This is a genomic window from Lutibacter flavus (assembly GCF_900188355.1).
Lineage (GTDB): Bacteria > Bacteroidota > Bacteroidia > Flavobacteriales > Flavobacteriaceae > Lutibacter > Lutibacter flavus.
In genome coordinates, this window is record NZ_FZNX01000001.1 from 1,009,896 (window position 1) to 1,035,319 (window position 25,424).

At 30.6% G+C, this 25,424-nt stretch carries 22 protein-coding genes; 4 read left to right on the plus strand and 18 right to left on the minus strand.

Annotation, left to right across the window (positions count from 1 at the left end):
- Positions 1 to 103: 103 nt before the first annotated feature.
- Positions 104 to 397 carry a GIY-YIG nuclease family protein gene (locus tag CHB63_RS04455; protein ID WP_089377199.1) on the minus strand — a complete coding sequence of 98 codons (294 nt, stop codon included), beginning with the start codon at positions 395 to 397 and terminating at the stop codon, positions 104 to 106.
- 430 nt (positions 398 to 827) lie between these two features.
- On the opposite strand from CHB63_RS04455, the gene ftcD reads away from it, so the two are divergent.
- Together ftcD and CHB63_RS04465 are read left to right on the plus strand one after the other, a co-directional pair.
- On the plus strand, positions 828 to 2,516 hold the full coding sequence (gene ftcD, locus CHB63_RS04460; RefSeq protein WP_089377200.1) for a glutamate formimidoyltransferase: 1,689 nt from the start codon (positions 828 to 830) through the stop codon (positions 2,514 to 2,516).
- Positions 2,517 to 3,046: 530 nt separating this feature from the next.
- On the plus strand, positions 3,047 to 3,358 hold the full coding sequence (locus CHB63_RS04465; protein ID WP_089377201.1) for a GIY-YIG nuclease family protein: 312 nt from the start codon (positions 3,047 to 3,049) through the stop codon (positions 3,356 to 3,358).
- Positions 3,359 to 3,843: 485 nt separating this feature from the next.
- On the opposite strand, the gene guaB is transcribed toward CHB63_RS04465, so the two are convergent.
- The 5 genes from guaB to CHB63_RS04490 all read right to left on the minus strand — a co-directional run bounded on the left by guaB (position 3,844) and on the right by CHB63_RS04490 (position 8,787).
- On the minus strand, positions 3,844 to 5,313 hold the full coding sequence (guaB, locus tag CHB63_RS04470; protein WP_089377202.1) for an IMP dehydrogenase: 1,470 nt from the start codon (positions 5,311 to 5,313) through the stop codon (positions 3,844 to 3,846).
- A 67-nt stretch (positions 5,314 to 5,380) separates the two neighbouring features.
- The gene (locus tag CHB63_RS04475; protein ID WP_089377203.1) at positions 5,381 to 5,881 is read right to left on the minus strand and encodes a hypothetical protein; all 501 of its coding nucleotides are present in this window, start codon (positions 5,879 to 5,881) and stop codon (positions 5,381 to 5,383) included.
- Complete coding sequence (locus CHB63_RS04480; protein WP_089377204.1) at positions 5,881 to 6,405, minus strand: FMN-binding protein; 525 nt, start codon at positions 6,403 to 6,405, stop codon at positions 5,881 to 5,883. Before CHB63_RS04480 ends, CHB63_RS04475 begins: the two co-directional genes overlap by 1 nt.
- Positions 6,406 to 6,630: 225 nt before the next feature.
- Positions 6,631 to 7,773, minus strand: a complete 1,143-nt coding sequence (locus CHB63_RS04485; RefSeq protein WP_089377205.1) for a hypothetical protein — start codon at positions 7,771 to 7,773, stop codon at positions 6,631 to 6,633.
- Between the two features lie 159 nt (positions 7,774 to 7,932).
- Entirely contained in the window at positions 7,933 to 8,787 is an 855-nt protein-coding gene (locus tag CHB63_RS04490; protein ID WP_089377206.1) for a hydroxymethylglutaryl-CoA lyase, read from the minus strand.
- A 90-nt stretch (positions 8,788 to 8,877) separates the two neighbouring features.
- Between CHB63_RS04490 and CHB63_RS04495 the strand changes: the two genes are divergently transcribed.
- Positions 8,878 to 9,372 carry a GNAT family N-acetyltransferase gene (locus CHB63_RS04495; protein ID WP_089377207.1) on the plus strand — a complete coding sequence of 165 codons (495 nt, stop codon included), beginning with the start codon at positions 8,878 to 8,880 and terminating at the stop codon, positions 9,370 to 9,372.
- Here the strand turns inward: CHB63_RS04495 and CHB63_RS04500 are convergent.
- The 3 genes from CHB63_RS04500 to recG form a co-directional block, all read right to left on the minus strand.
- On the minus strand, positions 9,369 to 10,406 hold the full coding sequence (locus tag CHB63_RS04500; RefSeq protein WP_089377208.1) for a quinone-dependent dihydroorotate dehydrogenase: 1,038 nt from the start codon (positions 10,404 to 10,406) through the stop codon (positions 9,369 to 9,371). The two genes, CHB63_RS04495 and CHB63_RS04500, sit on opposite strands and share 4 nt — an antisense overlap.
- A gap of 298 nt (positions 10,407 to 10,704) precedes the next feature.
- Positions 10,705 to 13,131: a phenylalanine--tRNA ligase subunit beta gene (gene pheT / locus CHB63_RS04505; RefSeq protein WP_089377209.1), complete on the minus strand. Its 2,427-nt coding sequence runs from the start codon at positions 13,129 to 13,131 to the stop codon at positions 10,705 to 10,707.
- 208 nt (positions 13,132 to 13,339) lie between these two features.
- The gene (recG, locus tag CHB63_RS04510) at positions 13,340 to 15,445 is read right to left on the minus strand and encodes an ATP-dependent DNA helicase RecG (RefSeq protein WP_089377210.1); all 2,106 of its coding nucleotides are present in this window, start codon (positions 15,443 to 15,445) and stop codon (positions 13,340 to 13,342) included.
- A gap of 101 nt (positions 15,446 to 15,546) precedes the next feature.
- On the opposite strand from recG, the gene CHB63_RS04515 reads away from it, so the two are divergent.
- Complete coding sequence (locus tag CHB63_RS04515; protein ID WP_089377211.1) at positions 15,547 to 16,758, plus strand: RsmB/NOP family class I SAM-dependent RNA methyltransferase; 1,212 nt, start codon at positions 15,547 to 15,549, stop codon at positions 16,756 to 16,758.
- Positions 16,759 to 16,805: 47 nt separating this feature from the next.
- On the opposite strand, the gene CHB63_RS04520 is transcribed toward CHB63_RS04515, so the two are convergent.
- From CHB63_RS04520 to hisG, 9 genes are all read right to left on the minus strand, one after another.
- Positions 16,806 to 17,480 (minus strand): DUF2461 domain-containing protein, encoded by a 675-nt coding sequence (locus CHB63_RS04520; RefSeq protein WP_089377212.1) that lies wholly within the window; start codon positions 17,478 to 17,480, stop codon positions 16,806 to 16,808.
- Positions 17,481 to 17,571: 91 nt separating this feature from the next.
- On the minus strand, positions 17,572 to 18,168 hold the full coding sequence (gene hisIE / locus CHB63_RS04525; protein ID WP_089377213.1) for a bifunctional phosphoribosyl-AMP cyclohydrolase/phosphoribosyl-ATP diphosphatase HisIE: 597 nt from the start codon (positions 18,166 to 18,168) through the stop codon (positions 17,572 to 17,574).
- A gap of 125 nt (positions 18,169 to 18,293) precedes the next feature.
- Positions 18,294 to 19,049: an imidazole glycerol phosphate synthase subunit HisF gene (hisF, locus tag CHB63_RS04530; RefSeq protein WP_089377588.1), complete on the minus strand. Its 756-nt coding sequence runs from the start codon at positions 19,047 to 19,049 to the stop codon at positions 18,294 to 18,296.
- Between the two features lie 71 nt (positions 19,050 to 19,120).
- Positions 19,121 to 19,846: a 1-(5-phosphoribosyl)-5-[(5-phosphoribosylamino)methylideneamino]imidazole-4-carboxamide isomerase gene (gene hisA / locus CHB63_RS04535; protein ID WP_089377214.1), complete on the minus strand. Its 726-nt coding sequence runs from the start codon at positions 19,844 to 19,846 to the stop codon at positions 19,121 to 19,123.
- A gap of 109 nt (positions 19,847 to 19,955) precedes the next feature.
- A complete protein-coding gene (gene hisH / locus CHB63_RS04540; protein ID WP_089377215.1) occupies positions 19,956 to 20,594 on the minus strand; it encodes an imidazole glycerol phosphate synthase subunit HisH in 639 nt (212 codons plus the stop codon).
- Positions 20,595 to 20,627: 33 nt separating this feature from the next.
- A complete protein-coding gene (hisB, locus tag CHB63_RS04545) occupies positions 20,628 to 21,764 on the minus strand; it encodes a bifunctional histidinol-phosphatase/imidazoleglycerol-phosphate dehydratase HisB (protein WP_089377216.1) in 1,137 nt (378 codons plus the stop codon).
- A 1-nt stretch (position 21,765) separates the two neighbouring features.
- Positions 21,766 to 22,812 carry a histidinol-phosphate transaminase gene (gene hisC, locus CHB63_RS04550; RefSeq protein WP_089377217.1) on the minus strand — a complete coding sequence of 349 codons (1,047 nt, stop codon included), beginning with the start codon at positions 22,810 to 22,812 and terminating at the stop codon, positions 21,766 to 21,768.
- 127 nt (positions 22,813 to 22,939) lie between these two features.
- Complete coding sequence (gene hisD / locus CHB63_RS04555) at positions 22,940 to 24,223, minus strand: histidinol dehydrogenase (protein WP_089377218.1); 1,284 nt, start codon at positions 24,221 to 24,223, stop codon at positions 22,940 to 22,942.
- A 1-nt stretch (position 24,224) separates the two neighbouring features.
- Complete coding sequence (gene hisG / locus CHB63_RS04560; protein ID WP_089377219.1) at positions 24,225 to 25,082, minus strand: ATP phosphoribosyltransferase; 858 nt, start codon at positions 25,080 to 25,082, stop codon at positions 24,225 to 24,227.
- Positions 25,083 to 25,424: the final 342 nt, after the last annotated feature.

The following is a 25,424-nucleotide window of genomic DNA, read 5'->3' on the forward strand; positions in this document are numbered from 1 at the left end:
AACTCATCAACACTTCTCGATATTATTTTCTTCAAAAATCACTCGAAGTGACTTTATAAACGGTATTTCGTCAGTTCGAGTAGCGCAGCGTATCGAGAACCCTTTACTTTTTGAACTTCTTTTTTGCTAAATTAATTAAACTATCATATTCATTATTAATTAAAGCTTCTTTTTTTGCTTTAGACCACTTTTTTAGTTGTTTTTCTTTTTCAATTGCAATAGTAATATCTGTAAACTCAGCATAAAAAACTAATTCCACTGGTCTTCTTTGATGTGTATAACTGTTTTTATAAAAACCTGATTGATGTTTGTTTACTCTATTATTCAAATTACTAGTAACTCCAGTATAATAAGTATTATCTGAACATTTAAGAATATATACATAGCTTTTTTTCATCATAAATTAGTTTCAAAACACTTCTCGATATAATTTTTTTCAAAAATCACTCGAAGGGACGTTATTAACACTAATTCGTCAGTTCGAGTAGCGTAGCGTATCGAGAACTTATCAACACTTCTCGATATAATTCCCTTCAAAAATCACTCGAAGTGACGGTAATAAAGCTAATTCGTCAGTTCAAGTAGTGAAACGTATCGAGAACTCATCAACACTTCTCGATACAATTTTTTTCAAAAATCACTCGAAGTGACGTTCTTAAGGATATTTCGACTTTTTAATTAGCAAAGCGTATAAACAACTCATCAACACTTCAAGTAAAAGTAAAACTTAATCACACAATAGTTAATATATGCAGTATTTATTTTGATATAGTAACAATCAAATTCAAAATAACTACCTAAATTTGAATACCAAATTAATAATAGCAATGAACAAACAATTAATAGAATGCGTTCCAAATATTAGTGAAGGACGTGATTCATCAAAAATAAAAGCAATCGCTTCAGTAGTTGAAACCGTTGAAGGTGTAAAATTATTAGATATCGATCCTGGAAAAGCAACCAATAGAACAGTTATTACTTTTGTTGGTGAGCCTGACAATGTAATTGAAGCTGCATTTAGACTTATTAAAAAGGCTTCGGAATTAATTGATATGAGTAAACATACTGGGGAACATCCTCGTTTTGGAGCAACAGATGTTTGTCCGTTGGTACCAATTTCAAATATTACATTAGAAGAAGCTGCTGTATATGCTCATAAATTAGGAGAACGTGTTGGAAAAGAATTAGGTATTCCTGGTTATTTTTACGAAATAGCTGCAAAAGAAGACAAAAGAAAAAATTTAGCAAGTTGCCGTTCTGGAGAATATGAAGGTTTAAAACAAAAATTGGTAAATCCTGAATGGAAACCAGATTTTGGTCCTGCTGAATTCAATGAAAGTGTTTCAAAATCAGGTGCCACAGCAATTTCAGCACGTGATTTTTTAATTGCCTATAATGTAAATTTAAATACCACTTCAACAAGAAGAGCCAATGCCATTGCATTTGATATTCGTGAAGCTGGCAGAGTGAAATATGAAAATGGTGTGTCCGGTAAAAAAGTATTGGATAAAAATGGTGAACCTGTTCGTATTCCAGGTAAATTAAAAGCTGTGAAAGGAATAGGTTGGTATATTGAAGAATATGGAATTGCTCAAATTTCCTACAACCTAACAAATATTAACATTACATCTATGCATGTTGCTTTTGATGAAACTGTAAAAGCAGCTACTAAAAGAGGATTACGAGTTACAGGTTCCGAGTTAATTGGACTAATTCCGTTACAAGCAATGTTAGATGCAGGAGATTATTTTTTAAGAAAGCAACAACGTTCTTTAGGAATTTCAGAAGAAGAAAAAATTAAAATTGCGGTAAAATCTTTAGGATTAGATGACCTAAAACCATTTAATCCAGAAGAAAAAATAATTGAATATTTATTAAAAGATGATACCAAGAAATTAGTAGATTTTACAGTTACAGGTTTCGCAGAAGAAACAGCCGGAGAATCTATGGCTCCTGGCGGGGGGTCTATTGCTGCCTATGTTGGAGCATTGGGAGTTTCATTAGGTACAATGGTTGCAAACCTTTCATCGCACAAAGCTGGATGGGACGATAAATGGGAATTTTATTCAGACTGGGCAGTAAAAGGCCAATCTTATAAAAATAAATTATTGTTTTTAGTAGATGAAGATACCAATTCGTTTAATAAAATAATTGAAGGATTTAGAATGCCAAAATCTAACAATGAAGAAATTGAGGCTCGAAAAGAAGCTATTGAAAATGCTACTAAATATGCTACAGAAATTCCTTTTGAAGTAATGGAAACTGCATACAATTCTATGGAAGTGATGCAAGCGATGTTAAAAGAAGGGCTTCAAAGCTCCTTATCTGATGCTGGTGTTGGTATTTTATGTGCAAGAACTGCTGTTATTGGGGCTTATTTTAATGTCCGCATCAATGCTAAAGATATAAAAGACAGAACTTTTGCTGATGAAATTTTAAAACGAGCTAAAGATATTTACAATAAAACGATTGCTGCAGAGAAAGCCATGATGGATTTTATTGATGGGAAAATGTAAAGTCACACTGAGTTTTTCTAAGTGGCTAGACTGATTATTGAGCAATAATTTTTATAAAACGATTGTCACACTGAGCTTGTCGAAGTGTTTTCATAATAGTTCAAATAATAAAGCCATCAACTGACTATTACTTACTATTGAGTTTCAATAAAATAGAATTAATCAAAAAGTCTTCGACAGGCTCAGACTGACTGTATATCTTTAAATAATATAAAACGGATGTCACACTCAGCTGAGCCTGTCCTGAGCTTTGCCGAAGGGTCGAAGTGTTTTATTGAAGTTGATAATATAGTATAACCTAAAAGTCTTTGACAGGGTCAAACTAATTATTGTGCTTTAAATAGTAAAACTAATGTCACATTGAGCTGAGCCTGTCCCGAGCTTTGCCTAAGGGTCGAAGTGTTTTATGAAGTTAGAATTAAATCGTTTTCCAGAAGTCTTCGACAAACTCAGCCTGACACTACTCATGTTTACTCATTAAAACGAAATTGTCACACTGAGCCTGTCGAAGTGTTAATTAAAAAAATACTATGAGATTATTCTATGTTTATATTTTAAAATGTTCTGATGCTTCCTTTTACATTGGAGTTACTAATAATCTTGAACGTCGTTTACTAGAACATAATTCCAATAAAAACATATACACATATACTTTCTCAAGAAGACCTAATGAGTTAGTATGGTTTGAACAGTTTACAACTTCAGATGAAGCAATTAAAAAAGAAAAACAGTTAAAAGGATGGAGTAGAAAAAAGAAGGAAGCTTTAATAAATGAGAATTGGAATAATTTAGTGAATTTATCAAAAAATTATACGCAAAATAAAAAGTCTTCTGAAGACTAATATCGATTAATAAAGTACCAAAAAATTATAAATAATAAAAAAGTCTTCGACAGGCTCAGACTGACTTTGTTACTTAATGTCGCACTGAGCTTGTCAAAGTATTTTTAAAATAGAGCCAATCAAAAAGTCTTCGACAGGCTCAGACTGACTATTGAACTATAATTAATATAAAACAAATGTCACACTGAGCTGAGCCTGTCCTGAGCTTTGCCGAAGGGTCGAAGTGTTTTATTAATGTTAAACTTACATAGTTAACTAAAAAAGTCTTCGACAAGCTCAGACTGACTGTTGAGCCTGCTCTGAGCTTTGTTGAAAGGTCGTAGTGCTCAAACCGACTTATGAACTCTAATTAAGGTAAAACCAATGTCACATTTAGCTGAGCCTGTCTTAAGTTTTTGTCGAAAAGCTAAAACTTTTAGTAAAAGTTTATTAACACAAAAAAAGCCGAAAATTACTTTTCGGCTTTAAATATTTTATAAACAAGATTACCTCGAATAATTTGGTGCTTCTTTTGTAATTGTAACATTATGTGGATGACTCTCACGCATACCAGCAGAAGTTATTTTAACAAACTTAGCTTCCTTTTGACCTGTTATGTCTTTAGATCCACAATATCCCATTCCAGCACGTAAACCACCAATAAACTGATGCATCGTTTCATATAATTCACCTTTATATGGAACTCTTCCAACAATTCCTTCAGGAACTAATTTTTTAAAATCATCTTCAACATCTTGAAAATATCTATCTTTTGAACCATGCTTCATTGCTTCCACAGATCCCATTCCTCTATAAGATTTAAATTTTCTTCCTTCAAAAATAATAGTTTCACCAGGAGATTCTTTAGTACCTGCTAAAAGAGAACCTAACATTACGGTATCTGCTCCAGCAGCTATCGCTTTTGGAATATCTCCTGTATATCTAATCCCACCATCTGCAATCACAGGAATACCACTACCTTTTAAAGCTTCTGCAACATCTAAAATTGCCGATAATTGAGGAAAACCTACTCCTGCAACTACACGAGTAGTACAAATAGATCCTGGCCCAATTCCAACTTTTACCGCATCGGCACCAGCCTCAACTAAATATTTTGCTGCTTCTCCAGTTGCTATATTTCCAACAATAACATCTGTATCGGGAAATTTACTTTTTACTTCTTTTAAAACTGAAACTACTCCTTTCGTATGTCCGTGCGCTGTATCAATAATTAATGCATCAACACCAGCTGAAATAAGTGCTTCTGCTCTATCCAATGCATCACCTGTAACACCAATTGCCGCAGCAACTCTTAATCGACCAAAAGTATCCTTATTTGCATAAGGGTTTTCACTTACTTTAATAATATCTCTATATGTAATTAAACCAACCAATTTATAATTATCATCAACAACGGGCAGTTTTTCAATTTTATTATTTTGTAAAATCTCTTCGGCTTGTTTTAAAGAAGTACCAACTGCAACAGTTACTAAATCTTTAGTGGTCATAATTTCTTCAATTTTACGTGCATTATCACCTTCAAAACGTAAATCTCTATTGGTAACAATTCCAATAAGGGTTCCTTCATTATTAATAACAGGAATCCCTCCAATACCATATTCACGCATTAAACTTTTTGCATCTAAAACAGTTCCTTCTTTGGTAATGGTAATTGGTTCTATAATCATTCCAGATTCTGAACGCTTTACTTTCTTAACTTCATTGGCCTGTTTTTCAATGGACATGTTTTTATGCAACACACCAATACCACCTTCTCGCGCCATAGCAATTGCCATTTCAGATTCAGTAACAGTATCCATTGCAGCTGATACAATTGGAACATTTAAAGTAATATTTTTTGAAAATTTAGTTTGAATATTAACATCGCGTGGTAATATTTCTGAATATGCAGGAATTAGTAATACGTCATCGTAGGTTAAACCTTCTCCTACAAACTTTGAAGTGTGTGAAATCATAGTGCAATCAACTTAGTAATTAATTGCGAGCAAATTTACACTTTTTAATTTAATAAGTTAAAATTATTTAATTCTTAACTTTTTTATAAAATAGTAGTTGATATATAATTGAAAGTGTGGCGGCTATAAAACTAAACGTCATTAGAACACCCGATAGAATTACTATATATTTAAACCATGTAACACCGCTCCATAGTAAATAAATACCTCCAAAGGTTAGCACAACTGAAAAAAACGGTTCAATCATTAAAAAATATTTAAACTTTTTATTGATAGATGTTGTTGACAGTATTAATGCTAATAAAAAGAAAATTACACTTAAAGAAAGAATGTGGTTGTGTACAATTGTTAAAATTTCAGATTCACTCTTTTTGAATTTCATTATTTCAGCATCTTCGTCTTCCTCATTTCCTAAATAATGAGATTCTACTCCTGCTGAACTCATTGAAGTTGTATTTCTTACAAAACTTAAACCACCATAAAACCCTATACTTAGCACAATTATAAAAGCAAGTATTACTATTTTTATTTCTTTGGGAAATTGATGAATTAAACCGTGAAATTCCATTAAATTAATTGTTTATTGTATAAAATTGAAACTGTTTTTAGCAATTTATTAACCTCACTTGTCATTGATTTAGCAGAAATTGTTGCTCCGGATATTGCTGCAATATCCTTTTGATATATTAAATGTTGCTCTTTGGTTTTACCAATAAATTGTTTTAACCAACGCTTACTTCCAACCTCTCCTCCGTGATCTTCTCTATAAACTAATATTTTTGTTTTTGATATCACTAAATCTTTGTCAAAAATAACAATAAAATCAAAATAAGCTGCTTTACCATAGGCTTTACCAATATAGTAATAACCTAATATATCATTTTCATTATTAATTTTAAAAAAATTTGTATCAGTAATTTGTGATGGTAAGGTTTCAGTAATGTCTAAAGGAATTTCAATTATTTCCTGTTTATAAGCTTCAACATCAAAAACATTTTTTATTTCTTTCTGTATCAAAGCATCTACACGTTTAGAAACTGTAAAACTTGATACTAAAAAAACTATTATTGATATGAATGCTATTTTTTTCATTTTATTGAAATGTAATATTACTGAAATTTTTAATATTTAACTAGATTGTTTGTAAAATGATTGCTCTGTCATATTGAGCTTGTCGAAATATTTTAGCTAATATCTAATTATTCTAAACTTCGACAGGCTCAGTTTGACAAACAACTAAAATTTTTAATATTTAAAGAGGCTCTATAAAAATTTATGGCTATTAAATAATTTGAGCCTCTTTTCAATACTAATTTTTTAAAACCAAATTCCAATACCTGCATTAAATTGCTTAGAAGTATTACTTCCTGAAACAGCATTATTCATTAATTGATAATCAACTTTAAATGCAGCACCTTGCGCAACTTTATAATTCAATCCGAAAATTAATTCATCTCTATCATAGGCTTCATTTGCAATTAAAGATCCTTCAGTATCCGCATGTGTATTATGTTTTTCATATCGTAAAAAAGGTGTTAATTTTTCTACGCCTTTTAAATCGAAATTATAAGCTATCTCTCCATAAAAACCATTCATTTTAGACCCTAAATCTTTACCTGTTAAAGCATTATACTTATCTGTATCAGATAAACTTGTAGTAATATATTGACCTCTCAACTCTAAATTATTGTATTTGTAACGCGCATCTAATCCTATCATAGAAACACCAACCGTACTATCTTCAATAGAACTATCATCTGTTTGAGTTTTACCAAAATAACCAGAAACACCCAAACGAAGCCCTAATATTCCATAATAATCTAATTTTGTAGAAAAATTAGGTGAATTAACTACGGATTCCGCACCTTTTTGACGTCCTTTTCTTAATCCATCAGAACCTCTTAAAACTCCTTCTCCTCCAGCAAAAGATTTAAATCCATTAAACAAATAAGCTTGGTATTTTAAAGATGCATTGTCAATATTACCTGAAATACCAACTCCTAATTCTCTCCAGGTAGTAGGAACTATATATTTATCTACATTTGGACGTTCCACCCCATAATAAGTTGTTGGTTCGTGAAATTCATTAATAATTCCCATTGGTACCAACATTAATCCTGCTAAAACATTTAAATTTTCGTTTGCTTTATATTTTACAAATGCCTGTTCAACATATACTTCTTTTACATGTTCGTATTCAATTTCAGTTAAAAAACTTACTTTTTCATTAAAATTATAACCAAATAATATCACTAATCTGTGAACATCTATATTTCCAGCTTTTGAACCATCTGGTTCGTTATAATCAATTTGGCCATATCCACCAATTGTAATTGCTTTTCCTAAGTTAGTACTTAATATTCTGCTTGCTGAATTTTGATAGGTATCACCAGTATTTCCCTGTGAATATCCAATATTACTTACTAATATTGCTACAAATAGTAATTTTAAATTTCTCATTTTTTAACTTATTTTTATTTAGACTTGTTTTAAATAACAATGCAAATGTATGTAACAACAATTACATAACAAAGTCTTATTTAGAATAATTATAAATAGTATGACATATGTCATATTTTCATAAAATCGAAACTAATTAACTTGTTAATTTTTAAAAATTTAAAATATTTTCAGTGCTTCATTATAGGCACTTTCAAAGCTCATAGCATTAATATTTGTATCAGCTTTTTGTTGATTGAAGTAAGAAATCAACTTTTCGGTTGGCATATTTCCGGTAAGTTCATCGGTTGCCATTGGGCATCCACCATAACCTTTAATGGCTCCATCAAATCGGTTACAACCTGATTTATAAGCTGCATCAACTTTTTCAAACCAAGTTGTTGGTGTGGTGTGCAAATGAGCTCCAAACTCCATATTTGAATACTTTGGAATTAAATTTGAAAAAAGATACGTTATAATTTCAGGATTTGAACTTCCAATAGTATCGGATAATGACAAAATTTTGACCCCCATTTTTGAAAGTTTATCGGTCCATTCAGAAACAATTTCAACATTCCATGGATCACCATAAGGATTTCCAAATCCCATGGATAAATACGCAACAACTTCTTTATTTGTTTTAGAAGCAATTGCTAAAATTTTATCCAAAATTATAATAGATTCTGAAATAGTTTTACCTGTATTCCGCATTTGAAAGTTTTCTGAAATTGAAAAAGGATAGCCCAAATAATCAATTTCTTCAAATTTAGAAGCATCTTCAGCCCCACGCACGTTTGCAACAATTGCCAATAATTTACTTTCAGTTCTGCTCAGGTCAAGTTTAGAAAGCACATCCGCAGTATCACGCATTTGAGGAATCGCCTTGGGAGATACAAAACTTCCAAAATCGATAGTATCAAACCCTACTCTTAGTAATGCATTAATATATTGTGCTTTTGCGTCTGTAGCTATAAAATGTGATTTTATGCCTTGCATTGCATCCCTTGGACATTCTATAAGTTTTACCTTATTCATAAAGCCAAATATACAAATACAATTAAGAATAAAATAGCATCATTTTATTGAAATAAATTAACTTTACACTATAATTTTTTAGCCTAAAATATGATTCATAAAGTAACTAATACTAATGATATAGAAATAACTGCTCAATTAGCCCATAAAATTTGGAACGACCACTATGTTCCGATTATAGGTCAAAATCAGGTTGATTATATGTTAGCTAAATTTCAAAGTTTTAATGCTATCAGTAACCAATTAGAAAATGGCTATGAATATTTTTTAATTTCTGAAAACAATAAACCTATTGGCTACCTTGGTTTAATTTCAAATAGTGAATCAAAAAAAATGATGATTAGTAAAATTTACATAAATCAAAATGAAAGAGGTGCCGGTTATGGCAAACAATTGATAGATTTTACCATAAAATTAGCCAAAGAAAAAGGGATGGAAACAATTTGGCTAACAGTTAATAAAAACAATAGCAATTCTATAAAATGGTATCAAAAGTTAAATTTTAAAATTAAAAACGAAGTTGAAATGGATATTGGTAACGGCTTTATAATGGATGATTTTGTAATGGAATTACAAATTAATTAAACTAATTGCTTCAAAATTGCCTTGTTAATCTTTTTAACCAAAGCTGGTCCTTCATAAATAAAACCTGTATATATCTGAACTAAATCTGCTCCAGCATTAATTTTTTCAAGAGCATCTTCTGCAGAATGAATCCCGCCAACTCCAATAATTGGAAAAGCTTTATTGGATTTATCTGCTAAATACTTAATCACTTTTGTACTTCTTTCTTCAATTGGTTTTCCGCTTAAACCTCCATTTCCTATAGCTTCTAATTGTTCTTTTGAAGCTTTCAACCCTTCTCTATTAACAGAAGTATTTGAAGCAATAATTCCATCTATTTTTGTTTCTGCAACAATTTCAATGATTTCATCTAACTGAATTTCATTTAAATCCGGCGCAATTTTTAATAAAATTGGTTTTTGTTTGTTAAATGTTTTATTTGAATTTTGAACTGCTGTAATTAATTCAATTAAATAATCCTTATCGGTCAATTTTGCGTGACTTCCAACGTTTGGACAACTTACATTCAACACAAAATAATCTACATATGGATGCAAAGCTGCAAAACACTCTAAATAATCTTTTGTATAATTTTCGGGCATTGTAACGGTATTTTTACCAATATTCCCTCCTATTAATACCTTTCCCTTATTCTCCTTCAATTTTTCTATTAAAGCCTCTAATCCATTGTTATTAAAGCCCATTCGGTTAATTAATCCATTATCAGCTTTTAAACGAAAAACTCTCTTTTTAGGGTTTCCTTCTTGCGCTTTCGGTGTTACGGTTCCTATTTCAATAAAACCAAATCCGAAATTTGTCAATTCATTGTATAAAACCGCATTTTTATCAAATCCAGCAGCCAACCCAACCGGATTATTAAAGGTTAATCCAAAAAGTTTTCTTTCTAGTTTTTTATCCTCAATTTTAAATAAACTTCTAAAAATAAATGGAATACCAGGAATTTTAGAAAGAATTTTAATTAATGAAAATGTAAAATGGTGAATTTTTTCAGGATCGAAAAGAAAAAATAAAGGGCGAATGATACTTTTATACATTTAATAATGTTTGTGCAAAATTATAAAAAATATATTCAAGAATTTAATTTATTATATTTAAAATAATTGTCCGTCTTTACTGAGTTTTCAAAAGGGATGAAGTTTTATTTTAGTATCATATTTTAATTTGTTTCAACCAAAAAAACACTTCGACAAGCTCAGTGTGACATTCACTTAATTTTGATTAGAACTGTACCGTCAGTCTGAGCCTGTCGAAGACTTTTTGAGTTGTTCTAATTTGAAAATACTTCGACAGGCTCAATGTGACAATTTAATTTTTAGATGAAAAAAAACTTGATTATCTCAAAATTGCTCCAACATTTTTTTCAAATGTTTGTTGCAATTTTTGCATTATTTTATCTATTTGTTTATCATTTAACGTTTTATTCTCATCCTGCAATAAGAAACTAACAGCATACGATTTTTTTCCTTTCTCTAACTTACTCCCTTCATAAACATCAAACAAATCGACTTCTTTTAATAAGCTTTTCTCCGCTTGAAATGCCAAATTGTAGATTTCATTAAAAGTAACTTCATTATTTAAAAGCAATGCAAAATCACGTTTTACCGCTGGGAATTTAGGTAAACTAGTAATTTTAACCTGAGATTTACCTCCAACTTTTAATACATTTTCCCAATTAAAATCGGCAAATAAAACTTCTTGCTTAATACCAAATTCTTTATTTATAGAACGTTTAATAACACCTAAATCAACCAATTTAATTTTACCTAAACTCAATGTAATTCCTTCAGAAAAAACATCATTTTTTGTTGGTGTTGTTTTTAAATTTTTAATTCCTAAACGTTGTAATATAGTTGTAACAATTCCTTTTAAATAAAAGAAGTCAGAAGATTTTTGAGTTACATTCCAACTATCTATATTTCTATTTCCAGAAACAAATAAGGTTAAATGTTTTTGCTCTGAATATTCACTTCCAAATTTGTGGTACGTTTTACCAAACTCAAAGAATTTTAAAGAATTATTCTTTCTATTTATATTGTAAATAACAGATTCTAACCCGCTGAATAACAATGATTGACGCATCACTCCCAAATCATTACTTAAAGGGTTTAGCATAGCAACATTATGCTCTTCATTTAACATTTCTGATAAAGAAACATAGGATGCTTTTGTTAAATAATTTGCCATTGTTTCATTAAATCCTTGTGACATTAATTGATTCGCAACAACGTTTTCTATTTTAATACCATCAAATTCTGAAAATGAAATTGAAGTATTTAATTTGTGTGAAAACTCAACATTGTTGTATCCATATACTCTCAATATTTCTTCAATAACATCTGCCTCTCTTGTAACATCTACTCTATACGTAGGTATTGTTAATCCCAAACCTCCCTCAGTAACACTATTCAATTTAATATCTAAGGAGGCTAAAATATTTTTAACATCTTCTCTAGGAATTTTTGCACCAATTAAGCGATCCATTTTTTCATAAGAAAGAAATACTTGAAAATCATTAATCTTAGTTGGATAATTATCAATAAGCTCTGAAGAAACTTTACCTCCGGCAACTTCTAATATTAATAGTACAGCACGTTTTAATGCATATTCTGTAATATTTGGATCAATTCCTCTTTCAAACCTAAAAGAAGCATCGGTATTTAAAGCATGTCTTTTGGCTGTTTTTCTAATTGTAATTGGATTAAAATAAGCACTCTCTAAGAAAATTGAAGTAGTGTTTTCAGTTACACCCGAATTTAAACCACCAAAAACACCAGCAATACACATTGGCTCACTGTTTCCATTACATATCATTAAATCCTCTTCGTGTAATTCTCTTTCAACTTCATCTAAGGTTATAAATTTTGTCCCCGTTGGTAATGTTTTAACAATAACTTTATTTCCTTTTACTTTTGAAGCATCAAAAGCATGTAATGGCTGACCTAATTCATGTAACACATAATTGGTAACGTCAACTATATTATTTACAGGTTTTAAACCAATTGCTTTTAATCTATTTTTTATCCATTCCGGTGATTCCTTTACTGTAATTTCTGAAATTGTAACTCCTGCATATCTTGGAGCTTTCTCAATATTTTCAACTTCAACATCAAATCGTAAAGTTCTATCATCAATATGAAATTCAGTTACCGAAGGAGAAATTAATTCTAAAGACACTTCATTTTGAATCAATCCTGCACGTAAATCACGAGCAGTACCATAATGACTCATAGCATCTGCCCTGTTTGGAGTTAATCCTATTTCAAAAACTTCATCTTTCTCAATATTGAATACTTTTGCTGCTGGAGTTCCTGCCGGAATTGTTTCATCCAACACCATTATACCATCATGACTATTTCCTAAACCAAGTTCATCCTCAGCACAAATCATTCCGTGGCTTTCTTCTCCTCTAATTTTTCCTTTTTTAATTTTGAAGCCTTCACCTTTATCATCGTACAACATTGTACCTATTGTTGCTACTGGAACAGTTTGACCTGCTGCAACATTTGGTGCACCACAAACAATTTGAACTGGTTCACCATTTCCTAAATCAACAGTTGTAACTTTTAATCTATCTGCATTTGGGTGCTGAATACACGTTAAAACCTTACCTATAACTATTCCTTTTAAACTTCCTTTTATAGATTCTACAGTTTCAATTCCTTCAACTTCCAGTCCTAAATCGGTTAACAATTCTCCCGTTTTTTCAGCTTCCCAATCAACCTTTAAAAATTGCTTTAACCAATTGTATGATATTTTCATCTCCTAAGTTTATTTTTTTCGAATGGCAAAGGTAATCAATACAAGTGAAAAGTTAAAAAATTGAAGTTAAAAATTAAGGAATGCTTTTAGGATATCATTTATGAAAAACTTTTAAGCTAATAAAATAAAAAAATTGATTTTAACTACTGCATATCTGATAGTTAACTAAAATACATTCCCCTACTAACCTAACAAAAAAAATGAATATTTAACTAATATTAGACCAAATTGTACTATTTCTACTAATTTCTTGATACGCAAGTCTAATAAATCTATTTTCTGGATTATTTAATACCGGATCTTTGGTTAATACATCAATTGCAACACTTCTAGCTATTTTTAATAAATGAGCATCTTTTACAATGTCAGCAATTTTCAAATTTAACACACCACTTTGCTGTGTTCCCATTAAATTTCCAGGACCTCGCAATTTTAAATCTACTTCAGCTATTTTAAATCCATCACTAGTTTCAACCATTGTATTTAAACGGACTTTTGCATCAGCTGACAATTTAAAACTCGTCATTAAAATACAATAACTTTGCTCAGCACCACGTCCAACTCTTCCTCTTAACTGATGTAATTGAGACAGTCCAAAACGTTCGGCACTTTCAATAACCATAACACTTGCATTGGGAATATTTACACCAACTTCAATTACAGTAGTTGCAACCATTATTTGTGTTTCGCCTTTAATAAAACGCTGCATTTCATATTCTTTATCAGCAGGTTTCATTTTCCCATGAACAATACTTATCTGATAATTTGGCAAAGGAAACTCTCTGGAAATGCTTTCATAACCATCCATTAAATCTTTATAATCCATTGCTTCAGATTCGTTGATTAATGGATATACCACATAAACTTGTCTTCCTTTAGCTATTTCCTCTTTTAAAAATTTAAAAACAGACAATCTGTTGGCATCATATCTATGCGCCGTTTTTACTTCTTTTCTTCCTGGAGGCAATTCATCTATTACAGATATATCTAAATCTCCATAAACACTCATAGCTAAGGTTCTTGGTATGGGAGTTGCTGTCATTACTAAAATATGGGGTGGTAATTCATTTTTACTCCACATTTTTGAACGCTGCGCAACTCCAAATCTATGTTGTTCATCTATAATTGCTATTCCTAAATTTTTAAATTTAACTTTATCTTCAATTAAAGCATGTGTACCAATTAAAATGTTTAATTCACCCGACTCTAGTTGTTCATGAATTATTTTTCGTTCTTTCGTTTTTACTGAACCCGTTAATAATTTTACGGTAACATTTAAACCATTTAATAATTCCACAATTGAATTATAATGTTGAGTTGCTAATATTTCAGTTGGAGCCATTAATGAAGCTTGAAACCCATTATCTAATGCAATAAGCATTGTTAATAAAGCAACTATTGTTTTTCCAGATCCAACATCACCTTGCAATAATCTATTCATTTGCGCATTGGAACCGATATCTTTTCTAATCTCCTTTAAAACATTTTTTTGGGCATTTGTTAAATCAAACGGTAAATTATTTTTGTAAAAATTATTAAAATAATCACCCACATTTTCAAAATTGAAGCCTTTTATTTTTGATTTTCTTACTAGCTTTTTTCTTATTAATTGTAACTGAATATAAAATAACTCCTCGAATTTTAATCTATGTTGGGCTTTTGTTAATAATTCCTGATTTTGAGGAAAATGAATATTTAAAATTGCGGCTGTTTTAGAAATTAAATTTAAATCTTCAATTATAGATTTGGATAATGTTTCTTTAAATTCTCCATTTATTTCTTCAAATAAATTTTGAATCATTTTTGAAACAATTCTATTTGTTATTCCTTTATTGGTAAGTTTCTCTGTTGAAGGATAAATCGGTTGCATTGCAGTTCTTAAGTTCTTTTTATAATCTGCAAGTAGCTCCATTTCAGGATGTGGCATTGAAAATAATCCATTAAAATAATTGGTTTTACCAAAAATAACATAGGGTGTATTTATTTTAAGTGCATCTTTAATCCATTTTGCACCCCTAAACCAAACCAATTCTATACTGCCCGTTTCATCTTTAAAAGTGGCAACCAAGCGACTTCCTTTTTTTTGTTGAACAGTTTTTATATTCGTGATTTTTCCAACAATTTGAATTTCAGAAGAATTTTGTTGTAACTGATTTATTTTAAAAAACTGAGTTCTATCAATATATCTATTAGGAAAAAAATTGATTAAATCATTAAAAGTACGAATCCCAAGCTCCGATTTTAGTAAATCTGCCCTACTCGGTCCTACACCTTTTAAATATGATATAGAAGTATTTAAATTATATACTGGCATTGGCTCAATTAAGAGCACGAAGATAATGATTCAACTAGCAATAAACAATTACAATTTGTATGCTACAATTTATGTACCTTTGCACTCTTAATTTTTTTGATATGAGATTACACAGAAACCTATGTTTTACAGTTATTGACTCTATAAAGTTGATTTTTAATGAAGAAGAATACGCCGATAAAGTAGTTCAAAAAGCACTAAAACGGGATGCTCGTTGGGGAGCTCGTGATCGTAAATTTATTGCAGAAACAATTTATGAAATGGTTCGTTGGAAGCGTTTGTATAATGAAATTGCTGGAACTAAGAATCACTATACTTCCGAAAATGTTTGGAAGAACTTTGCTGTTTTCGCTATATTAAAAGGTTATAAATTACCTGATTGGAATCAATTACAAGGAGTTCCGGAAAGAAGAATCAAAGGTAAATTTGATGAACTTCAAAAAATACGCGTTTTTAAAGAATCTATTCCAGATTGGATGGATGAATTAGCCGTTAAAGAATTAGGTGAAAAACATTGGACTAAAGAAATTGAAGCTTTAAATAAGCAAGCTGAAGTTATTTTAAGAACCAATACATTAAGAACTAATAAACTTTCACTTCAGAAAAAATTAGCTGAAGAAGGCATTGAAACCACAACTATTATCGGTTATCCAGACGCTTTAAAATTAGTAGAACGTGCAAACGTTTTTAAAACCAACTGTTTTTCTGATGGTTTGTTTGAAGTACAAGATGCTTCTTCTCAATTAGTGGCTGCTTACTTAGATGTAAAACCAGGAATGCGAGTTATTGATACTTGTGCAGGAGCTGGTGGTAAAACGTTGCATTTAGCTGCTTTAATGGAAAATAAAGGTCAGATTATTGCAACTGACATTTATGAAAGTAAATTAAAAAAACTGAAGATAAGAACTCGAAGAGCTGGTGTGCACAATGTAACTACCAAAGTAATTGAATCATCTAAAGTGATGAAAAAGATGAAGGGAACAGCAGATAGAGTTCTAATTGATGCTCCTTGTAGCGGTATTGGTGTTTTAAAAAGAAACCCGGATAGTAAGTGGAAATTACAACCTGAGTTTGTTGAAAACATCATTAAAACACAAGAAGAAATATTAGAAAATTATTCTAAATTAGTTAAAGTTGGCGGTAAATTAGTTTATGCCACTTGCTCTATTTTACCTTCTGAAAATGAAAATCAGGTTAAAAAGTTTATAAAGAATAATCCTAATTTCACTATTTTAAAAGATCATAAAGTGTCGCCTTTTAAAACAGGTTATGATGGTTTTTATATGGCTTTGTTAGAAAAAACTAGTGAATAAAATAAAACAGTTTAAAAAAAAAAGCGACTCAATTGAGTCGCTTTTTTTTAGTCTATAATTGATTCTCCATTTAAATCAGTGGTGAGAATCTCACTCATATAATCAAAGTAAGGTCTCATAGCTTTGTAAGATTTATCTAATTCAGAAAAGAAATTTGGATCTAAAACTTCTTTATCTGTAAAATCACGAACCACAATAAATTGTTTCATTCTAATTAAATCCATATCAGGGTGTTCTTTATTGAATCCTCGTGGAGCTGTTTTTAATGCATTTCCTTTTAACTCTCCAAAACACTTAACAAAGATTTTGTTGCTAATAATCTCTCGAATTTCTGAAGCATCCATCTCAAATTCTTTACGAATCCGCAACAAATCTTCCTTATTTGGTTCCCAAAAACCACCTGCTAAAAAACTTTCTCCCGGTCTAATTCTTAAATAATAGCCTCCTCTTAATCTTTTAGTTGCTCTTGAAAATGAACCTGCAAAATGGGGTTTATACGGAGTTTTATCATGTGAAAATCGTACATCGCGATAAATTCGAAATAATTTAAATTTATCAATCTCATCATGAGTTTTCAACTGTTCCATTAAAGCATTGTAAAAATCTTTGGCCTTTTTTTGTTCAATTTGAAACTCAGGTTTATGCTCATTAAACCAATCCCGATTATTATTTTCTTTTAAATCTGTTAAAAAGTCTAATGTAGATTTTGATATTGAGGTCATTTATGATTTTAATTTTAGATTTTCAAAGTACAAAAAAAATGCCATTACAGCCAAAAAAGCTATAATGACATTCTTAAATATTAATATTTTTTTAATGTCTTCCTTCTAAAATTTTTACAATATCTTTTAGAGTAAACCCTTTAGCTTGTAGTAAAATTAAATAATGAAATAATAAATCTGCACCTTCATTTAAAAATAAATCGTCATTATCATCTTTAGCTTCAATTACAATTTCCACTGCTTCTTCACCAACTTTTTGAGCTATTTTATTAATTCCTTTTTCAAATAAAGAAGCAACATAACTATTTTTTGAATCTGCATTTACTCTCCTGCTTTTTATAACATTTTCTAATTCAGATAGAAACCCAAAATATTGTTTGTTAGTTTCATCCCAACATGTATCGGTTCCTTTATGACAGGTTGGACCTTCTGGTTTCACTTTAATTAACAAAGTGTCATTATCACAATCATTTTTAATTGAAACCAAATTCAAGAAATTCCCACTTTCTTCTCCTTTTGTCCATAATCTTTGTTTTGATCTACTAAAAAAAGTTACTTTTCCTGATGCTACAGTTTTTTCGTAAGCTTCTTTATTCATATAACCCAACATTAATACCTGTCGTGTTATAAAATCTTGAATAATTGCAGGAACTAAACCATCGCTGTTTTTATTGAAATCTATTTTCATTATTGTTTTTATTAATGCTTAATATTATATTTTGGAGGTCTTCGACAGACTCAGACTGACACTAAAATTTTTATTACGATATCAATGAATTTACTCTTGTCATTCCAGTCTTCGCTAGAATGCCCCTACAATCGAACCGCTATATTATTATTTTTTAATTCTTTTTTTAAATCTATTATTTCTATTTCTTTAAAGTGAAATACACTTGCTGCTAATGCTGCATCTGCTTTTCCATCAATAAAAGTGTCCACAAAATGTTGCATATTTCCTGCTCCTCCTGATGCAATAATTGGAATATTTACCAAATCACTTAAATAAGCCAACGCTACATTTGCAAATCCATTTTTTGTTCCATCGTGATTCATTGATGTAAATAAAATTTCTCCTGCTCCTCGCTGTTCAACTTCTTTTGCCCAATCAAATAATCTAATTTCCGTAGGAACTTTACCTCCTACTAAATGAACTATCCATTCTCCATCAATTTGTTTAGCATCAATAGCAACAACCACACATTGACTACCAAATCGTGCTGCCAAATCATTAATTAATTGCGGATTTTTTACCGCTGAAGAATTAATTGATACTTTATCTGCTCCCGAATTCAACAATATTTCAACATCTTCAACCGAAGAAATTCCACCACCTACTGTAAATGGAATATTTACCTTTTCAGCAACATGCATTACCAATTCGGCCAATGTTTTTCTACGTTGTTCAGTTGCTGTAATATCTAAAAACACCAATTCATCAGCTCCTTCATTTGCATAAATCTCAGCCAATTCCACCGGATCCCCCGCATCACGTAAATCTACAAAATTTACGCCTTTTACAGTTCTTCCGTTTTTAATATCTAAACAAGGTATTATTCTTTTTGTTAACATTTTTATAGCTTTTAGCATTTTGCTTTTGGCAATTAGCAAACTGCTAACAGCTTAAAGCGAATTGCTACTTATTAATTATTTAAAATAAAATTCTCAATCTGTTTCATACTAATTTTATGTTCGTAAATTGCCTTACCTACAATGGTTCCTTCGCAACCCATTTCTGCTAATCTTGGCAATTCATCAAAAGTTGAAATTCCACCAGAGGCAATTAATTTAATTTTCGGTGTTGAATCCAATATTTTTTGATACAACTCAAATGAAGGACCTTGTAACATTCCATCTTTTGAAATATCAGTGCAAATTACATAACGAACACCTTCTTTCAAATAGCTTTGAATAAAAGGAACCAATTCTTTATCACTTTCTTCTAACCATCCGCCAACTGCAACTTTTTCATCCAATGCATCTGCCCCTAAAATAATTTTATCTGCTCCAAATTTTTGTAACCAACTTTTAAACATTTCAGAATTTTTAACTGCAATACTTCCTCCAGTTATTTGATTTGCCCCACTTTCAAAGGCTATTTTCAAATCTTCATCCGATTTTAAACCTCCACCAAAATCAATTGACAAATCAGTACCAGATGCAATTTTTTCTAATACCTTATGATTTACAATATGACTTGCTTTTGCTCCGTCTAAATCCACTAAATGTAAATATTTTACACCGTGATCTTGAAACATTTTAGCCACTTCCAACGGATTTTCATTGTATATTTTTTGAGTAGCATAATCTCCTTTTGAAAGACGCACACATTTACCATTTATAATATCTATTGCTGGTATGATTCTCATTTTTTACTGTTTTTGTTTACACGTCATAGCGAATGAAATGAAGTAATATGCTCCTTAAAAATGGATTACCACGTCGCTATCGCTTCTCATAATGACGTATTATTTTAAATTATAACTCTAAAAAATTCTTCAATATCTGTTCTCCAGCCTTACTACTTTTCTCAGGGTGAAATTGAACCCCGTAAAAGTTTTTCTCTTGTAAAGCAGATGCATATTTAATCCCATAATTAGTGGTTGCTATTGTCTCTTCATTTATTGGAACATAATAACTATGCACTAAATACATATATTCTTTCTCTTTTATTCCTTTAAATAAATCTGATTTTAAATTTTCAATTTGATTCCAACCAATTTGAGGAACCTTTTCACGAGCATCGAACTTAACTACATCCACATCAAAAATATTTAATCCATCGGTATCTCCTTCTTCACAATACTTACACATTAATTGCATTCCCAAACAAATTCCTAAAACGGGTTGTTTTAACGTTGGAATAACTTTATCTAAACCGGTTGATTTTAACATTGCCATAGCACTACTTGCCTCACCAACTCCTGGAAATATTACTTTGTCTGCATTTCTTATTACCTCCTCATCGTGCGATAAAACAGCTTCATAACCTAAACGTTGAATTGCAAACTTTATAGATTGAATGTTTCCGGCTCCGTAATTAATAATTACTACTCCCCCTTTTAAGCCCCCAAAGGGGGAAACTTCTTTACTTTTATTAAATTTAATTTCTTCCATATTACTTAATTCCCCCTTTGGGGGTTAGGGGGCTTATAACATTCCTTTTGTACTTGGTAAAATCATTTTTTCTGAATCTCTTTTTACAGCTGCTTTTATAGCTTTAGCAAATGCCTTAAAAATTCCTTCTATTTTATGATGTTCATTAGTTCCTTCAGCCTTAATATTTAAATTACAACGTGCTCCATCGGTAAACGATTTAAATAAATGGAAAAACATTTCTGTTGGCATTTCACCAATCATTTCACGTTTAAAATCTGCATCCCAAACCAACCAATTTCTTCCACCAAAATCAATTGCAACCTGCGCTAAACAATCGTCCATTGGCAAACAAAATCCGTAACGTTCTATTCCTAATTTATTTCCTAAAGCTTTGGCGAAAACTTCACCTAAAGCAATCATAGTATCTTCAATGGTGTGATGCTCATCTACTTCTAAATCGCCTTTCACTTTTATGGTTAAATCCATATTTCCATGGCGTGCAATTTGATCTAACATATGGTCAAAAAATGCAATTCCCGTTGAAATTTCACTCTTCCCTGTTCCGTCTAAATTTAATTTGATGTAAATTTTAGTCTCGTTAGTATTACGAGTTAATTCAGCAGTACGATTCTCAAGTTTTAAAAACTCGTAAATTTTTCGCCAATCGTTACTTTCTAAAGCGATAAAAGCATCCAACTCATCTCTTTTTACAGTAATTTCTCCAGTTCCAAGATTTGTATTATCATTTATAAAAATCCCTTTAGCACCTAAATTTTTAGCAAGTTGAATGTCCGTTAATCGATCTCCAATAACAAAAGAATTTTCCAAATCATATTCCTTAGAAAAATATTCAGTTAATAAACCTGTATTTGGTTTTCTCGTTGGAGCATTATCTTTAGCAAAGGTTTTATCAATAAAAATTTTATCAAACTTTACTCCCTCATTTTCAAAACATTGAACCACAAAATTTTGAACTGGCCAAAAATCTTCTTCTGGCAAACTTGCGGTTCCTAAACCATCCTGATTGGTAACCATTACCAATTCAAAATCCAGTTCATTTGCAATTTTACCTAAATAAGTAAATGCTTTCGGGTAAAATATTATTTTTTCAAAGGCATCAACTTGCTCGTCTGCCGGTTCTTTTATCATTGTACCGTCACGATCAATAAACAACACTTTCTTTTTCATTTTAAATATCTTTTAATGCTTTAATCAACTTAATATTTTCACTTTTTGTACCAACTGTTAAACGTAGTGTATTTTCACATAACGGTTGCGTTGTTCTATTTCTAATAACAATCCCTTTTTTAATTAAATCAGCATATTTTTTACCCGCATTATCAACTCTAACTAATACAAAATTTGCATCGGTAGGATAAATTTCTTCAACAAATGAAATTGTTTTTAATTTCTCAATCAACTTTTCTCGCTGCTCTAAAATTTTACTAATTTCATGTTGAACCTTATTCTTATTTAATAACCTTTTTAATGCTTTTTGTTGGGTTAATTCATTTACGTTATAAGGTGGTTTTATTTTATTTAAAATTGCTATAATTTCTTTGGAAGCATAGCAAATCCCCAATCTAATTCCTGCCATTCCATAGGCTTTCGATAAGGTTTGAGTAATTATTAAATTTGGAAATTCCTCCAATCTTTCCAACCAACTCTTTTGCGAAGAAAAATCAATATAGGCCTCATCAATAACTACTAATCCATTGAAAGAATTTAATAATGTTTCAACACTTTCTTCGGAAAAAGAATTACCTGTTGGATTATTTGGTGAACACAAAAACAAAATTTTAGAATTCACATCTACTTTTTCTAAAACAGCACTAATATTTGGTTCAAATTTTTGAGTCAATAAAACCTCTCTTTCCTCTATATTATTTATGTTAGCCAGCACTTTATACATTCCATATGTAGGCGGAAGCGTAATTATATTATCTGTTTTTGGTTCACAAAAAGCTCTAAAAATTAAATCCAATACTTCATCACTTCCGTTTCCTAGTAAAATTTGATTTACAGGTACTTTTTTCAGTGCTAACAACTCTTTTTTTACAGAGGTTTGTTGGGGATCCGGATAACGGTTTACACCATTTTCGAACGGATTCTCATTTGCATCTAAAAAAACCATATCTGTAGTGAATTCTTTAAATTCATCCCTTGCAGATGAATACGGCTTTAAAGATTTAATATTTTCCCGAACAATATTTTCTAAATTGAATTTATTTTTCATTTGTTTAACCTTGAACTTGTTTTCAAAGTCTTATTTATTAATATTTCACATTACGTGTTTTCTAAACTACACTTCTACAAGCCTGTCTGCCGACAGGCAGGCTCAGTGTGACAATTCGTAATGACAACTACTTTAAACTATTTAAACGTAAGGTAACGGCATTTTTATGAGCATCTAACCCTTCTGCTTCTGCCAATACTTCAATTGATTTTCCAATATTCTGAATCCCTTTTTCTGATATTTTTTGAAAAGAAATAGCTTTTAAAAATGAATCTAAATTAACCCCTGAATACGCTTTGGTGTAACCGTTAGTTGGTAACGTATGATTGGTTCCTGAAGCATAATCTCCAGCACTTTCTGGTGTGTAATTTCCGATAAACACTGAACCTGCATTTTCAATACCATCAACATAAAAATCATTATCATTAGTGCAAACAATAAAGTGTTCTGGCCCGTACTCATTAATTAAATCCAATGCAATTTCTTTAGTTTCAACAAAAATAAGTTTTGAATTATCAATCGCTTTTTTTGCAATATTTTTTCTTGACAAATCTTCAATTTGAATGTAAATTTCATCTTCAACCTCTTGCAATTTTTCTTTTGAAGTTGAAACTAAAATAACTTGACTATCTGAGCCATGTTCTGCCTGACTTAATAAATCTGAAGCCACAAAACTTGCATTTGCAGCTTCATCAGCAACTACCAACAATTCACTTGGTCCTGCAGGCATATCAATAGCTACACCGTATTTTGTTGCTAACTGCTTTGCAATGGTTACAAATTGATTTCCTGGTCCGAAAATTTTATAAACTTGAGGAATTGTTTCAGTACCAAAAGTCAGCCCTGCAATTGCCTGAATGCCACCAACTTTAACAATTTTAGTTACACCACATTGTTGTGCAGCATAAATAATTGCCGGATTCACTTTTCCTCTTTTGTTTGGTGGAGTTGTTAAAACAATCTCTTTGCAACCTGCTATTTGAGCTGGAATTGCTAACATTAGCACTGATGAAAACAGTGGAGCTGTTCCTCCCGGAATGTACAATCCTACTTTTTGAATTGGTCTTTTTTCTTGCCAGCATTCAACACCTTCAGTTGTTTCTATAGCAACTTTATCAGTTTTTTGAGCAGCATGAAAATTTTCAATATTTCTTTTTGCAATGGCGATAGCGTCTTTCAGTTCATTTGAAACTAATTTTTCCGCTTCAATTATTTCTTCTTCTGAAACAAATAATTCATCTAATTCAACACCATCAAAAATAGAAGTGTACCGTTTAATTCCATCATTTCCGTTACGTTTAACATCATCAAAAATTGCAGTTACAGTTTCTTCAATAGATTCAATAGTTTGTGTTGGTCTTTCCAACAATGCTAACCATTCATTTTTTGGTGGATTTATACTTGTTTTCATTTTACAATACCATTTTTTCAATTGGGACTACTAATAAACCTTCTGCCCCATTTGCTTTTAATATATCTACTACTTCCCAAAAAGAATCTTTTTCTACAACCGTGTGTATTGAGCTCCAACCAGGTTCAGCCAATGGTAATACTGTTGGACTTCTCATACCTGGCAACAATTTAATAATACTCTCAATTTTATCATTTGGAGCATTCATTAAAACGTATTTTGATTTTCTACCTTTTAAAACTGCTTGAATTCTAAATTGTAATTTATCTAATATTATTTGATTTTCTGAAGAAATATTTGGAGAAACTGCTAATACAGCTTCACTTGTTAACATTTTTTCAACCTCTTTTAAGTTATTTTTAAACAAGGTACTTCCACTAGATACAATGTCACAAATTGCATCCGCCAAACCAATATTTGGAGCAATTTCAACAGAACCGTTAATTAAGTGAATATCTGGAGTTACATTAAATTTTTTGAAGTAATTTATAACTGTATTTGGATATGAAGTTGCAATACGCATTCCGTCCAAATCTTGAATACTGTTATATTTAATTCCTTTAGGAACTGCAAGTGACACTCTACATTTAGAAAACCCTAAACGTTCTGCAATGTTTATATCATCTCCTTTTTCTATAAGAACATTTTCACCAATTATAGCAATATCAACCACACCATCTCTTAAATATTGTGGAATATCACCATTTCGTAAATATAAAACTTCCAATGGAAAATTACTCGCTGATGCTTTTAACTGGTCTTTTCCATTATCTATAGAAATTCCACAATCTTTTAATAATCGAAGAGAATCTTCATTCAATCTTCCTGATTTTTGAACTGCAATTTTAATTTTATTCATTTTTTAATTTAATGTGTTTGATAAATAAAAAAGAGTTAAATAAAAAACCCGCTTGAATTTATCAAACGGGTTTATAATATATCTTAAATTTATTCAATACATCTTTATCTCGCCTGACTGCCAGTATGAAAATGATGATGATGTAATTGAATTGAATTCATTTTTTTCTTTATTTATAATGCAAATATATAAAATTGTTTAAAATAGCATTCATTGTTTTTAATAATAATTACAAAAAATAATGAATTGTTAACTATTTAACAATTTTATCCTATTGTTTAAAACTCCTTAATAAGTGGTTAAGTTCTTTAGAAAGTAAATTATTTGTTTCTAATATTTTAG